The organism is Halomonas sp. 111, assembly GCF_052379685.1.
In the GTDB taxonomy this organism is placed as follows: Bacteria; Pseudomonadota; Gammaproteobacteria; order Pseudomonadales; family Halomonadaceae; genus Vreelandella; species Vreelandella citrativorans.
Genome location: NZ_JBQSYV010000008.1, coordinates 58,804 through 72,662, shown reverse-complemented (window position 1 = coordinate 72,662; position 13,859 = coordinate 58,804). Strand labels below are relative to the sequence as shown.

The following is a 13,859-nucleotide window of genomic DNA, read 5'->3' as shown; positions in this document are numbered from 1 at the left end:
TCGTCTTAGCATGAAAGCGTAAATATGAGCCCACAGGGCCATCCTTTGGCCAGGAGTCTGTCATGGAAGCGCTAAAAGAGACACAGCTGTATTGCCCCTTTGCCTATATCGACGGCAGTTGGGTAGCGGCTGAAAGTGGAGAACAAATTAACGTTATTAACCCCGCCACAGGCAAACCGGTGGGGGATATGCCGCGATTAGGTAAAGCGGAAACCGAGCGTGCCATTGACGCTGCTGATGCCGCTTTGCCTGCCTGGCGGGCATTGACCGCTCAAGAGCGGGCCGACATGTTGCTTAAGTGGCATGATCTGATGCTTGAGCATCAGCACGACCTTGCACTGCTGATGACCTATGAGCAGGGTAAACCGGTTAAAGAGGCTGAGGGCGAAATTGCTTACGCCGCCAGCTTTCTGCGCTGGTTTGCCGAAGAGGCGCGGCGTGTATATGGCGAGACCATTCCTGCAGCAAAAGCCAACCAGCGTATTGTGGTAACCAAACAGCCGGTGGGCGTTGTAGGAGCGATTACTCCGTGGAATTTCCCCGCAGCGATGATCACGCGTAAAGCAGGTGCAGCGCTAGCAGCAGGTTGTACCATTATCGTTAAGCCCGCTAGCCAAACGCCTTTCTCGGCAACGGCGCTGGCGCTATTGGCTGAGCGAGCAGGGATACCCCGCGGCGTCTTTAATGTGGTGCCAGGCAGCGCCGCTGACATTGCTGAAGCGCTAACCCAGTCGCCCAAGGTGCGCAAAATCACCTTTACTGGCTCTACGGAAGTAGGCCGGACGCTGATGGAAAAAGCGGCGCAGCATGTGCAAAAAATATCGCTTGAGCTGGGCGGAAACGCGCCGTTTATCGTTTTTGAAGATGCTGACCTTGATGCCGCCGTTGAGGGCGCGATGGCAGCCAAGTTCCGCAATGCAGGCCAAACGTGCATTTGCACCAATCGGTTTTTAGTTCAGTCTAGTGTGATTAACGCGTTTTGCGAAAAGCTCGCGGTTGCCATGAACAGTGAGCTGCATGTTGGCGATGGTGCTCAGCCAGGCAACAATATTGGCCCGCTCATTGATGAAAATGGGGTCAAGAAAGTCAGCGAACACGTTCAGGACGCTATTGATAAAGGTGCTGAGTTGCTGCTGGGCGGTCATCCGCATCCGTTAGGCGGTAACTTCTTCACGCCTACGTTAATCAGCTTTGCCGATGCCAGCATGAAGGTTGCTCAGGAAGAGACGTTTGGCCCGCTAGCGGCGGTGTTCCCGTTCGACGACGAAGAGACCGCTATCGAAATGGCCAATGATACGCAGTATGGGCTGGCGTCCTATTTCTACTCCAGCGATCTTGCTCGTGTATGGCGCGTGGCTGACGCGCTTGAATACGGCATGGTGGGCATTAATACCGGGGCTATTTCCAATGCGTCGGCGCCGTTTGGTGGTGTCAAGGCGTCAGGGCTTGGCCGTGAAGGTGGTCATCAAGGGCTGGAGGAGTACCTGGAAACCAAGTATTTATGCATTGACCTTGGCTAGTGTCGGTTAAGGCATTCTGAGCGTTATATTCATAAAAAAACCTCGCAAGCAGTGCTTGCGAGGTTTTTATGGTGCTAGCGCTAAAGCACAGCTTAGTGACGGAAGTGGCGCATCCCGGTGAAGACCATGGCAATGCCCGCTTCGTTGGCAGCATCAATCACTTCCTGGTCGCGCATGGAACCACCAGGCTGAATAACGGCGGTAATGCCCGCAGCGGCGGCGGCATCAATGCCATCACGGAAGGGGAAGAAGGCATCAGACGCCATAACGGAACCAGGTACAGAAAGGTTTTCGTCGGCCGCTTTAATGCCCGCAATTTTAGCGGAGTACACGCGGCTCATCTGGCCTGCGCCCACGCCAATGGTTTGGCCGGCTTTGGCATACACAATGGCATTGGATTTGACGAACTTGGCAACGCGCCATGCGAACGCCAAATCTCGCAGCTCCTGTTCTGAAGGTGCACGCTCGCTGACCACAGTAAGCTCGTCGCGAGTCACCATGCCCTGATCGCGCTCTTGTACCAGCAAACCTCCGTTAACCCGCTTGAAATCAAAGGCGGGCTGGAGGTTGCCAGGCCAATGAGCGCTGACATCCAGCAGGCGGACGTTTTTCTTTTCAGCGATAATCGCAACGGCCTCATCGCTCACCCCGGGTGCAATAATGACCTCAACAAACTGACGGTCAACAATTGCTCGCGCGGTATCGGCTTCAAGTGGTGTGTTGAAGGCAATAATGCCGCCGAAAGCACTGGTAGGGTCGGTTGCAAACGCTTTGTCATAAGCCTCAAGCGCCGTAGAGCCGATGGCAACGCCACAGGGGTTAGCGTGTTTAACAATCACGCACGCCGTTTCATCAAACGCCTTGACGCACTCAAAAGCCGCATCGGTATCGGCAACATTGTTAAACGAAAGCGGTTTGCCTTGCAGTATAGAGGCTGTCGCAACACTGGGTTCAGATGCCGTAGGGTCAACGTAAAAGGCAGCCTGCTGATGCGGATTTTCGCCGTAGCGCATGTCCTGCTTTTTATGCAACTGAAGATTAAAGGTACGCGCGAAGGTGGCATCGCTCTCGCTGACTTTACGGCCCAAGTACTCGGCAATAGCGCCGTCGTAGCCCGCGGTGTGCTCAAACGCTTTAACCGCAAGGTCAAAGCGTGTGGCGGTGCTCACCTGGCCATCATTGGCGGCCAGTTCTTCAAGCACGCGCGTGTAGTCGTCGGCGTTAACTACGATGGTGGTGTACGCGTGGTTTTTAGCGCAGGCACGGACCATGGTGGGGCCGCCAATATCGATATTTTCGATGGCGTCTTCCAGGCTGCAATCAGGTTTGGCAACGGTGGCTGCAAACGGGTAGAGATTAACCACGACCATATCAATCGGGGTGATATCGTTGTCAGCCATTACCGCGTCATCCTGACCACGGCGCGCCAGAATACCGCCGTGAATTTTAGGATGCAGCGTTTTCACTCGGCCATCCATGATCTCAGGGAAGCCCGTATGTTCGGATACTTCGGTGACCGGGATGGCGTTTTCCTGTAACAAGCGGAAGGTGCCGCCCGTGGACAGTAGCTCAATGCCGCGCTCGGTAAGGCTGCGGGCAAACTCAACAATACCCGTTTTATCGGACACGCTTAACAGCGCGCGGCGAACAGGAGTAGCGGTACTATCAACCATGAATAAGCTCGTGTGCAGAGTGGAACAATAAAAACAACAACGCCCCATGGTTATGGGGCGTCACCTTCGATAAGACCGTAAATCTTGAGTTTCTTGCGCAGCGTACCGCGGTTTAATCCCAGTACATCAGCGGCGCGTGTCTGGTTGCCTTCGGTATGCTCCAGCACGCAGGCCAGCAGCGGCGCTTCTACTTCGGCCATCACCATGGCGTACAGGTCGGTGGCCTGACTGCCATCGAGATGCTCGAAGTAGCGGCGCATGGCAGACTCCACGGCCTCTCTTAACGGCTGCGGCGGGGCGCTTGCCGCTGGGTCAGCGAGCGTACCCGCTAGTCGCGAGGGTAACTCGCTAGAAAGAAGATCGCGTTCGTTCATGCAGCATGGGTTCCTTTGGCTAATAGACGCTTGTCTGCGTCAAACGCCATGGCGTCGTTAATCCAATCAAATTGTGTTTCAGGTGATGCCAACGCATTGAATTGCTGTTTTAGCTCGCGGCGCTTTGTATCGCAAAAGCGCAGATCACTTTCGAGATACCAGCCAATATGCTTGCGCGCAATGCGTACACCCATCGTGTCGCCATAAAAGGCGTGCAGCGCCGCTACATGCCCGGCCAGCACGTGACGACGCTCCTCCAGGCTTGGCAAAGCCAACTGCTCGCCATGCTGTAGATAATGGGTTATTTGCTTGAAAATCCAAGGATTACCCTGGGCGCCACGTCCAATCATTACCGCATTCGCGCCGGTATAGCGTAGGACATCGGCTGCTTTTTCAGGACTTGTAATATCACCATTGGCAATCACTGGGATGGACAGACACGATTTGATATCGGCGATCGTGTCGTACTCTGCCCAACCAGTATAGCGCTGTTCGCGATGTCGGCCATGAACAGCGAGTGCCTGAATGCCTGCATCTTCTGCCAACCGAGCAATTCTCACGCCATTGTTGGATTCAGCGCACCAGCCGGTACGGATTTTCAAGGTAACCGGCACATCCACCGCCTTGACCACCGCATCTAAAATATCGGCTACCAAGGCCTCATCGCGCAGTAGCGCTGAGCCAGCCGCCTTGTTGCAGACCTTCTTTGCCGGGCAGCCCATATTGATATCGATAATCTGGGCGCCCAGTTCGACGTTAAGCCGTGCCGCCTGGGCAAGCATCTGGGCGTCGCCACCGGCAATTTGCACGACCCGTGGGTCGGGCTCACCCGTATGGTCCATCCGCAGTTGGGACTTTCGGGTATGCCACAGGCTGGGGTCTGAGGTGACCATTTCGCCTACTACCCAGCCAGCGCCCAGCCGCCGGCAAAGCTGGCGAAAAGGGCGGTCGGTCACGCCTGCCATCGGCGCCAGTATGACCTGATTGGGCAAGCTGTAAGGGCCGATAGATGTCGATTGTTGCGTGGCTAATGTCATGGAGTTTGCGCTGCTGGATAAGCGAGTAGGCGTTCAGGGGGGCGTATGATACGCCTACTCGGAAGCGGAATGAAGGCTGTTTCGAAGATTAACCGGGTCGATGGCCTGTTAGCCTCACCCAGCCTTCACGAATAACCGGTTCGTCCATCATTATGCCTTCTGCTTCGTAGGCCTTAAGTACGTCCTGGGCCTGGTTGGCAAGAATACCTGACAGCGCAAGAAGCCCCTTCGGCGCGACATGTCCCGCAATCGTTGGCGCCAACTCCACCAGGGGGCCGGCTAAAATATTCGCAGTGACAATCGGGTAAGGGCCGCCTGTTAACTGCTCCGGATAATAGAGCGCGAGATTTTGCTCTGCAATATGATTGCGTACGGCGTTATCGCGGCTAGCCTGCAGCGCCTGAGGGTCAATATCCGTGCCATCGGCGTGCTGAGCACCTAGCTTAAGCGCTGCAATGGCGAGAATGCCCGAGCCGCAGCCAATATCCAGCACGTTCTTGTCGCCAAGCGTGCCATCAACCGCTAACTGATCAAGCCATTCAAGGCACAGCGCAGTCGTGGGATGAGTGCCAGTGCCGAAGGCTAAGCCTGGGTCTAAAATTAGATTGACTGCGCCTGATTCAGGCGGCGTATGCCAACTAGGAACAATCCATAAGCGCTGGCCCATCTGGAGCGGTTTGAAGTCATCCATCCACTCGCGTTCCCAGTCGCGGTCGGCCAGCAGCTCATACTCAATGGTGGGGCAGGATTCATCGGGCATTTGTTGCGCCCAAGCGCTTTCGATGCGGGCCAGCATGCTTTCCACGCCCTCCAAATCATCGTACAGGCCGGTCAGAATGGTGTCCTGCCAAAGCGGCGTGGTGCCGCGTTCTGGCTCAAAAACGGGGTCGTCATGGGCATCCTGAAGCCCAATGGCGGTAGCTCCCTCTTCAAGCAGTAGCTCTTCCAGAAGTTCAGCCTGTTCAGGCGCTACGTGGGCTTTGAGTTGCAGCCAAGGCATGGGGAGTCTCCGCGGTAGGCATAATCGATAACGGGGTGGGCTTGGCCACCCCGTTGGGTATTACTCGGCAACACTATGAAATGCTTGCTTGGCACATGGAGCGTTTAGCCGGCAAGTTTCTTTTCTAGATAGTGAATGTTGACACCGCCCTGGCGGAATTGGCTATCGCGCACCAGGTCTTTCTGTAGGTCAATATTGGTTTTGATACCTTCGACCAGCAGCTCATCCAGCGCATTACGCATGCGCGTTAACGCGATCTCACGATCCTCGCCCCAGGTGATCAGCTTGCCAATCAGTGAGTCGTAGTGTGGCGGAACGGTATAGCCTGTATACAGGTGAGAATCCATGCGCACGCCCAAGCCGCCAGGGGCGTGATACAGCGTCACTTTGCCTGGTGATGGCATGAACGTGCGTGAGTCTTCCGCGTTGATCCGACATTCAAACGCGTGGCCGTTAAGCTTAACGTCTTCCTGGCGAATCGACAGTGGCAAGCCTGACGCAATACGCAGCTGTTCTTTGACGATATCCACGCCGGTGACCATTTCCGTTACCGGATGCTCAACCTGAACACGTGTGTTCATCTCGATAAAGAAGAACTTGCCATCTTCGTACAGGAACTCGAACGTACCGGCGCCGCGGTAGTTAATTTCAATACAGGCCTGGCGGCACGCTTCCAGTACGTCGGCACGTGCTTTCGGGTCGAGGCCGGGGGCAGGCGCTTCTTCAAGTACTTTTTGATGGCGGCGTTGCAAAGAGCAGTCGCGGTCATAGAGGTGGATCGCATTGCCCTGACCATCGGCCAGAACTTGTACTTCCACATGGCGCGGTTTCTCAAGGAATTTTTCCATGTAAACCGTGCCATCGCCAAACGCTGCCTGGGCTTCGTTTTGGGTAATGCTAATGGCGGACAGTAACTGGTCTTCTGAATGCACGACCCGCATGCCACGACCACCGCCACCAGCTGCTGCCTTGATAATAACGGGATAGCCTATACGCACGCCAGCCGCCAGGCTTGCGGCCTCATCATCGCCCAAGGGGCCATCAGAGCCAGGTACGGTAGGCACGCCCGCCTTCTTCATGGCTTCAATGGCGCTCACTTTGTCGCCCATTAAGCGAATGGTTTCAGCGCGCGGACCAATAAAGGTAAAGCCGGAGCGCTCAACCTGCTCGGCAAAATTGGCATTTTCAGACAAAAAGCCATAGCCGGGATGAATGGCGCTTGAGTCGGTCACTTCGGCAGCGCTAATCAGCGCGGGAATATTCAAGTACGACTGGGCCGAAGAGGCCGGGCCAATGCACACTGCCTCATCCGCCAAGCGTACGTGCATCAGCTCGCGGTCAGCCTTGGAGTGTACGGCGACGGTTTTGATGCCCAGCTCTTTACATGCCCGTAGAATACGTAGGGCTATCTCGCCGCGGTTCGCGATAAGTACCTTGTCCAGCATGGGAGAGTCCACCCGTGTTGATGTGAAAGATTAAGCGAGGACGATCATGGGTTGATCAAATTCCACCGGCTCACCATCTTCCACCAGGATGGCTTCAACCACGCCGTCGCGATCAGCTTCAATCTGATTCATCATTTTCATCGCTTCAACGATACATACCGTGTCGCCTTGCTTAACGGTGTCGCCTACTTCAACAAACGATTTTGCACCCGGTGCCGGGCTGCGGTAGAAGGTGCCCACCATCGGAGAGTTAACGGCTTCACCGCGGAAGCTTGCGCTGGCAGGCTCCGCGTCAACGCTGGGCGCTGTAGGTGCTGCAGGAGCCGGTGCAGGCGCTGCAAAAGGTTGGGAATACTGGGGCATTGGCTGGGGCTGCCAGGTAGCACCGTTAGGATGACGGCTGATGCGTACTGACTCTTCGCCCTCCTGAATTTCAATTTCGCTAATGTTGGATTCTTCGAGCAGTTCGATCAGTTTTTTTACTTTGCGAATATCCATATTGGGCCCCGTAGATAGATGAAGGTTGCTGCCTAACACGCTAGTGATAACGCTTAAGTATCGCAATATTTAGCGCGCAGTAAACCAAGTTAAGAAAAGAAGAGAACGCAGCATGATGGCGAACGTTACCCCTCTAACAGCTTAAAAATCGAGCATTTAACTAATGTGGAGGCGGAGTTTGCCGAAAAAAGCGGAACATGTCCAGCGCTAGTCCAGTGCAGAGCCGAGGCATAAAACGCGGTATGCCTTGATGGCTATCTTTACCGTTTAGCGAAGAGCATGCTGTTATCGGTACTCAACAATTGCCCCCAAGGTACAAATAAAGTTCAGGCTTTTAGCTTAATAGCCACTGTTTTAAGGATGAAAGATGCTCTGCAAGCGCATTGGCGGTGACCTCCCCTTGGATCCGCGCTGGGCGTATTTCTGCACCTTGATCAAAGAACAGCAGGCTGGGCGGCCCAAAAAGCTGGTACTGGTTAAGTAGCTGTCTACTTTCAGGGGTCGTATCGGTGACATCGACGGCAATTAGCGTGAAGCCTTCCAACGCCTCAATAACACGTGGGTCTGGATAAACTTCACGCTCCATCACTTTGCATGAAATACACCAGTCAGCGGTGAAGTGGACAAAGGCGGGTTGATGGGCACTGTCTGCCTGAGCAAGAGCTGAGCGTAGTTCATCCAGGCTATCCACGGTTACAAAATCAAGTGCCGTTTCTTGAGTGGCTGTAGCGCTATGGGAAAAGTGCAGCGGTTGAAGCGGGTTATTATTGCCCTGAGCTGCGCCCAAAACGAGGGCAACCCCCCAGGCAAGCAGCATCAATCCCAGCGTTTGTCGCGCACGCGACCAACCTAACGGTGGGTTCAGACGTAACGCGCCCAGCGCCAGCGCGCTGCCTATCGCCAGTGCTGCCCAGAGCAAGAGTCCTACAGGCCCGGCTACAAGACGCTCGATCATCCAAATGGCCACACCCAGCAGCAATAAACCAAAGCCGGTTTTAACGCCGTTCATCCAGGCGCCTGTTCGCGGCAGTAGGGTAACGCCCAGCGTGCCGACCAGTAGCAGCGGCAACCCCATGCCAAGACCCAGCGCAAAAAGAACCGCGCCCCCAATAGCAGCGTCGCCGGTAGAGGAAATAAAGACCAACGCACCGGCAAGCGGCGCGGTAACGCAGGGCGATACCACCAGTACCGAAAGCGCGCCTGCCAAGGCGAGCCCTCCCGGGCCACTGCGTTGCGCCCGAGCTTGCCACGCCTCGATGCGGTGGGTCATGCGTGACGAGAAACGTAACTCGAAGGCGCCAAACATGGCGAGCGCAAACAGCGTGAAAAGTAATCCAAACGCTATTAATACAGGCGCCGACTGGAGGCGGGCCTGCAAGTTTAGGCCTGCCCCAAAAAGCCCCATTAAGACACCGACAACGGCGTAGGTCGTTGCCATGCCCAACACATAGCTTGCCGAAAGAACAAACGCACGCGGTTTAGTCGGGTTCTGACCAACGATGATCGAGGAAAGAATGGGAATCATGGGTAAAACGCAGGGCGTAAATGTTAAACCCAGCCCGGCAATAAAGAAAAGCCCCAAGGCCAGCGGCAGGCTTGCCTCGCTTAGCAAGGCGCTAAAGCGGCTGTCGGCACTTTGCGGTGTGTTCAGCGCTTGACGAGAAGTGTTGAGGTTTTCCGACCCAGCGCTGGTAGTCGCTTGGGCAGGCGCGGCAATGTCTGTTGATGAGGGGCTGTTTTCGGCTAACCATTGGGCATATTGAGCAGGCGGCTGTGACTCAGCGGCCTGTAGCGGTACCTGTTCAGGTGGGTAGCAAAGCCCGGCATCGGCGCAGCCTTGAAAGGTAAGCTCAATGTCGATGGGGCCTGAATAAACGTGTTCAAGCGGTGTCTCAAACACCAGTATGTCGCGAAAGGTGTAGACATCGCCCATAAATTCGTCATTGGTAAAGGTGCCTTCGGGTAGAGCAGGGCTACCCAGTGCCACAGAAGGCGTTTGGCTTTTAACGTCAAACTGATGTCGGTAAAGGTAATAGCCTTCAGCACTTTGAATGCCGATATAAAGTGTTTCGCCATCGTGCCAAGCGGTAGGCTGAAATGCCTCCATTACGGGCAGAAACTGATCGTTGCTGCTGGATGAAAACCATTGTGCGTGGGCGAATAATGGTAGCCAGCAGAGTAGCCAGAATAAACCTAATCGTTTGACGGATAACACGATACATCCTTAACGGCGATATGGCTGAAAAGCACCCGCATTAACATGGCGCATAATATGGAACGAGCGCTTGGTAGAGCTTGTGAAAGATCCGCGCGCAGTGATAAAAAAATGGCTAGTGGGTGTAATAAGAAGGCCGCCTATTGGCGGCCTTCTTAATAGAGACAAAACAGCGCGTTTAGTTCACTTACGCCTTTTGGTAAGCGGCCGCTGATTTTTCAATAGCTTTACGCGCTGCTTCAACGCCTTCCCAGGACTCAACTTTTACCCACTTGCCTTTTTCAAGGTCTTTGTAGTTTTCAAAGAAGTGGGCGATTTGCTGACGCAGAAGCTCGGGTAGGTCGGTAACTTCCTGTACGTCATCATAAAGCGTGCTGAGTTTGGGGTGCGGCACGCATACCAGCTTGGCATCTTCACCTGCTTCATCGGTCATGTTCAGGATGCCGATGGGGCGCGCACGAATAATGCTGCCAGGCGCTACCGGGTGCGGTGTTACTACTAAGGCGTCGAGTGCATCGCCATCATCAGCCAGCGTATGGGGGATAAAGCCGTAGTTGGCGGGGTAGAACATTGGGGTCGCCATAAAACGATCAACCAATAGTGCGCCCATATCTTTATCAATTTCGTATTTGATAGGCGAGTGGTTCGCAGGAATCTCGATCGCCACGTAAATATCGTTCGGCAAATCCTTTCCAGCTGGGATGTTATCGAAGTTCATCGTTGAGTCCTTAGAAGTTCTTGGGTGTTGCAGTGGCTAAGCAATTGATGCGTTGCACGAATAGTCGGGAATTATACGAAGATGGCTGGGCGATTGCCAATGCAACATGGGCGCAGCGCCGACGCTATCGCTTAATGGTAGCGGTAATTTGCTTTTATCGCAGTGGTCGCGACGTTTGGTGGGCATCGCAGTAAAGCCGTTGCGTGTATTATAGCGACCATGAAGTTTTGTCATGAAATTCTGTTGAGCGGTTCGCCAAGGAGGATGAGTGGGGCATGCCCAGTTGCTGATCAGTTATGGTCAAGCGTTTGTTGCGCCTGACCGACGTTTGCATCGCAGCTCCATGTCGGTGCGTTTCCCTGATGCACCGCTATTAAAGGTCAAAGGGGGCTGCGCCGTTATCAGCGACTCTGTGTCGCGCAATACGCTGGCCAAACAGGCGGGTGATTTAAGTGTGCGTGGCTTTCTAGCGGATTACTTTTCTACGCCTGACCATTGGGACACTAAAACGTCAGCAACACGCGTGCTACGTGCACTCAATAGCTGGTGTTACAGCCAAAGCCAGCATGTAAAAGAGGGTGGCTTTGTTTCCTCAATGTCGGTGGTTGTCTTTCGTAAGTGCGAAGCGCACCTGTTTCATATGGGGGACACGCTGGTGTTTCGCTTGCGAGGCGCTGAGTTTGAGCAGCTGACGCGAGACCATGTGACCGATATTGGTGGCTACCACTATCCTTCCCGGGCGCTGGGAATGGATGGCAGTGTGGACATCGACTATACCCATCTGGGCCTTAAACAGGGCGATATTTTTCTGTTCACCACGCGTGGCGTGCGCGGTACGCTGTTGCCTTCCGACTATGTACGCTTGATTCGCCAGGATGCCAGTGACCTTGATGCCGCTTGCGAACGCCTGGCCAGTGAAGCTAAGCAGCGCGCTCAAGAGCGAGGCTACGGAGGGGATCAATTTTGCTTTCAATTGGTGCGTATTGATGAGTTGCCGGAAGAGTCACCGGACGACCCGGGGCTGATTTACGGTGATTTGCCGATTCCGCCTGAACTTGCGCCAGGCGAGCGGCTTGATGGGTTGGAAGTAATAGAAGTACTGTCGCGTAATGCGCAGTCTCGTGTCTATCGGGTAAGAGACGTGCATACCGAGCGTGAAATGGCAATGAAGGCGCCAAGCCCTGAGCTATCGCTCCGTAATGCCTATCTGGAGCATTTCCTGCTTCAGCAGTGGATCGTTGAGCGGGTTAATTCGCCTTTTATCGCTAAGGTCGTAAAGCCCTCAAGACCACGCCGCTATCTTTACTACTTGATGCAGCATGTTGAAGGGGACACGTTGCGCCAGTGGGCCGAGCGGCATCCTCAGGCCAGCCTTGTCCAGCGCTTGGATATCGCAAACCAGCTGGGTAAGGCCGTGCAGGCGCTGCACCACCGCGACATTATTCATCAGCAGATTACGCCGGATAATATTTTAATTGATAGCCACGGTAAGCTGATGCTCAACGATTTTAGCGCGTGCCATATGCGTGAGGTCGACGGTCACCGGCATTCAGGTGAGTTGTTGCGCCAAATTGGTTTTAACGAACACACCGCACCTGAGTATGCATTGGAAGATAGCATTGGCCGTCGCAGCGATCAGTACTCCCTCGCTTCAACCGTCTACTGGCTGTTAACCGGAGAGCTACCTTACCAACTTACCCCGAACAAGTTGCGCAGTCATACGGATTTAGAAGAACTTAGCTATCGCAGCTCGCGAACTCATAACCCGGAAATTACCCAAGAGCTGGATGATGCCTTACGGCGTGCATTGGACCCACAGCGTGCGCTGCGCTTTAGGCGTCAGTCAGAGTTTCTGCATGCACTGCGAGTTCCGCTAGGCCGTTTGCCTGTTCAAGAGGACACTCGCCAGGAGCCACGTCGTCATTTCTGGCAAGGCGTCGCCGGTGTGTTGCTGCTGCTATTGGTACTTTCGTGGCTATTAAGGTGATGTGCTAGCTAAAAAAACGGGCGATGAGATAATCATCGCCCGTTTTGGTTACCGCCGTTGGCAACACCGAAAGGGGTGGCACCTTATAGCGTAAACGTGGGGAGTTTTTGGTCCACTTTGGCAAGTTTCAGCTTAGCCACTTTGGGCAAGCCGTTCTCAAAGGGCGGGAAGTCTTCGCCTTGAATCAACGGTGAGAGGTAATCACGGCATGCCTGGGTAATCGCAAAGCCGCTTTCGCTGATAAAATCGCGCGGCATGAACTTTTCCTGGTTGGCAATCTGGGCCAACGGCGCGGAAATAACATCCCACTGATAGGGTGATTGAGAAATACGGCGAATCGCGGGCATCATCGAGTTCTTGCCTGCCAGCGCGAGCGTCACAGCTTCACGGCCAACCGCATAGGCTTGTTCAACGTCTGTTTTCGAGGCCAGGTGGCGAGCTGCACGCTGTAAGTAGTCAGCGACGGCCCAGTGATACTTGTAGCCCAGGTCTTGCTTGATCATGCCGGCAAGCGTAGGCGCAACACCACCCAACTGGCGATGACCAAAGGCATCGGTATTGCCTGCATCGGCCAGGAAGGTGCCGTCTTCATAACGAGCGCCTTCTGATACCACGATGACGCAGTAGCCGTTCTGTTTCACGCTTTCCTCAACCCGCGCCATGACGGCTTTACGGTTGAAGGCGATCTCGGGGAAAATAATCAAGTGAGGCGGTTCACCTTCGCCTTCACCGGCTAATCCGCCCGCCGCTGCAATCCAGCCAGCATGGCGTCCCATCACTTCAAGCACGAAGACTTTGGTCGATGTTGCGCACATGGAGGCGATATCGAGAGAGGCTTCACGGGTAGAGGTGGCAATATATTTGGCAACGCTACCAAAACCTGGGCTGTTATCGGTAATCGGCAGGTCATTATCCACGGTTTTAGGCACGTGAATAGCGGTTAGCGGATAGCCCAGCTTTTCTGAAAGTTGAGAGATCTTCAGGCAAGTGTCGGCACTGTCGCCACCACCGTTATAGAAGAAGTAGCGAATGTTATGTGCCTTAAATACCTCAATTAAACGCTCGTACTGAGTGCGATGGGTATCGATATCTTTTAGCTTGTAGCGGCAAGAACCGAATGCACCGCCGGGCGTATAGCGTAATGCGGCAATCGCTTCGTCGCTTTCCTGAGTAACATCAATGAGGTCTTCGGTTAATGCGCCAATAATGCCGTTATGGCCCGCGTATACCTTGCCAATTTGTTCGGGAGCTTGTCGGCATGCTTCGATAACGCCGCAGGCGCTGGCGTTAATAACGGCGGTAACGCCGCCTGACTGGGCGTAAAAGGCATTATACTGAGCCATTGAAACGTCTCATCTTTTGAAAAGCGAAAAAATAAAGCACACAGAAAGC

Annotated in this window: 11 protein-coding genes; 2 read left to right on the top strand and 9 right to left on the bottom strand. The window is 54.3% G+C overall.

Annotation, left to right across the window (positions count from 1 at the left end; all coding sequences use genetic code 11):
• Positions 1-62: 62 nt before the first annotated feature.
• On the top strand, positions 63-1,520 hold the full coding sequence (locus tag ACT3T7_RS07880) for an NAD-dependent succinate-semialdehyde dehydrogenase (RefSeq protein WP_444622019.1): 1,458 nt from the start codon (positions 63-65) through the stop codon (positions 1,518-1,520).
• 92 nt (positions 1,521-1,612) lie between these two features.
• On the opposite strand, the gene purH is transcribed toward ACT3T7_RS07880, so the two are convergent.
• The 8 genes from purH to ppa all read right to left on the bottom strand — a co-directional run bounded on the left by purH (position 1,613) and on the right by ppa (position 10,480).
• On the bottom strand, positions 1,613-3,193 hold the full coding sequence (purH, locus tag ACT3T7_RS07875) for a bifunctional phosphoribosylaminoimidazolecarboxamide formyltransferase/IMP cyclohydrolase (protein ID WP_444630595.1): 1,581 nt from the start codon (positions 3,191-3,193) through the stop codon (positions 1,613-1,615).
• 50 nt (positions 3,194-3,243) lie between these two features.
• The gene (gene fis, locus ACT3T7_RS07870; protein WP_087105564.1) at positions 3,244-3,567 is read right to left on the bottom strand and encodes a DNA-binding transcriptional regulator Fis; all 324 of its coding nucleotides are present in this window, start codon (positions 3,565-3,567) and stop codon (positions 3,244-3,246) included.
• Complete coding sequence (gene dusB / locus ACT3T7_RS07865; protein ID WP_441679201.1) at positions 3,564-4,604, bottom strand: tRNA dihydrouridine synthase DusB; 1,041 nt, start codon at positions 4,602-4,604, stop codon at positions 3,564-3,566. Before dusB ends, fis begins: the two co-directional genes overlap by 4 nt.
• A gap of 88 nt (positions 4,605-4,692) precedes the next feature.
• The gene (gene prmA, locus ACT3T7_RS07860) at positions 4,693-5,604 is read right to left on the bottom strand and encodes a 50S ribosomal protein L11 methyltransferase (protein WP_444630594.1); all 912 of its coding nucleotides are present in this window, start codon (positions 5,602-5,604) and stop codon (positions 4,693-4,695) included.
• Positions 5,605-5,708: 104 nt separating this feature from the next.
• Positions 5,709-7,049, bottom strand: coding sequence for an acetyl-CoA carboxylase biotin carboxylase subunit (gene accC / locus ACT3T7_RS07855; RefSeq protein ID WP_172116518.1), 1,341 nt, complete (start codon positions 7,047-7,049; stop codon positions 5,709-5,711).
• 30 nt (positions 7,050-7,079) lie between these two features.
• A complete protein-coding gene (accB, locus tag ACT3T7_RS07850; protein WP_172116519.1) occupies positions 7,080-7,547 on the bottom strand; it encodes an acetyl-CoA carboxylase biotin carboxyl carrier protein in 468 nt (155 codons plus the stop codon).
• Between the two features lie 334 nt (positions 7,548-7,881).
• Complete coding sequence (gene dsbD, locus ACT3T7_RS07845) at positions 7,882-9,762, bottom strand: protein-disulfide reductase DsbD (protein WP_444630593.1); 1,881 nt, start codon at positions 9,760-9,762, stop codon at positions 7,882-7,884.
• A gap of 187 nt (positions 9,763-9,949) precedes the next feature.
• Positions 9,950-10,480, bottom strand: a complete 531-nt coding sequence (gene ppa, locus ACT3T7_RS07840; RefSeq protein WP_087105558.1) for an inorganic diphosphatase — start codon at positions 10,478-10,480, stop codon at positions 9,950-9,952.
• A gap of 268 nt (positions 10,481-10,748) precedes the next feature.
• Between ppa and ACT3T7_RS07835 the strand changes: the two genes are divergently transcribed.
• Complete coding sequence (locus tag ACT3T7_RS07835) at positions 10,749-12,467, top strand: bifunctional protein-serine/threonine kinase/phosphatase (RefSeq protein ID WP_193054357.1); 1,719 nt, start codon at positions 10,749-10,751, stop codon at positions 12,465-12,467.
• A gap of 83 nt (positions 12,468-12,550) precedes the next feature.
• On the opposite strand, the gene ACT3T7_RS07830 is transcribed toward ACT3T7_RS07835, so the two are convergent.
• Entirely contained in the window at positions 12,551-13,810 is a 1,260-nt protein-coding gene (locus ACT3T7_RS07830; RefSeq protein ID WP_087105555.1) for a 6-phosphofructokinase, read from the bottom strand.
• Between the last annotated feature and the right edge of the window lie 49 nt (positions 13,811-13,859).

Excerpts from the sequence above, each read along its gene's own strand:
- ACT3T7_RS07880 (WP_444622019.1), top strand. The coding sequence starts at position 63 with ATGGAAGCGCTAAAAGAGACACAGCTGTATTGCCCCTTTGCCTATATC.
- purH (WP_444630595.1), bottom strand. The coding sequence starts at position 3,193 with ATGGTTGATAGTACCGCTACTCCTGTTCGCCGCGCGCTGTTAAGCGTG.
- fis (WP_087105564.1), bottom strand. The coding sequence starts at position 3,567 with ATGAACGAACGCGATCTTCTTTCTAGCGAGTTACCCTCGCGACTAGCG.
- dusB (WP_441679201.1), bottom strand. The coding sequence starts at position 4,604 with ATGACATTAGCCACGCAACAATCGACATCTATCGGCCCTTACAGCTTG.
- prmA (WP_444630594.1), bottom strand. The coding sequence starts at position 5,604 with ATGCCTTGGCTGCAACTCAAAGCCCACGTAGCGCCTGAACAGGCTGAA.
- accC (WP_172116518.1), bottom strand. The coding sequence starts at position 7,049 with ATGCTGGACAAGGTACTTATCGCGAACCGCGGCGAGATAGCCCTACGT.
- accB (WP_172116519.1), bottom strand. The coding sequence starts at position 7,547 with ATGGATATTCGCAAAGTAAAAAAACTGATCGAACTGCTCGAAGAATCC.
- ppa (WP_087105558.1), bottom strand. The coding sequence starts at position 10,480 with ATGAACTTCGATAACATCCCAGCTGGAAAGGATTTGCCGAACGATATT.
- ACT3T7_RS07830 (WP_087105555.1), bottom strand. The coding sequence starts at position 13,810 with ATGGCTCAGTATAATGCCTTTTACGCCCAGTCAGGCGGCGTTACCGCC.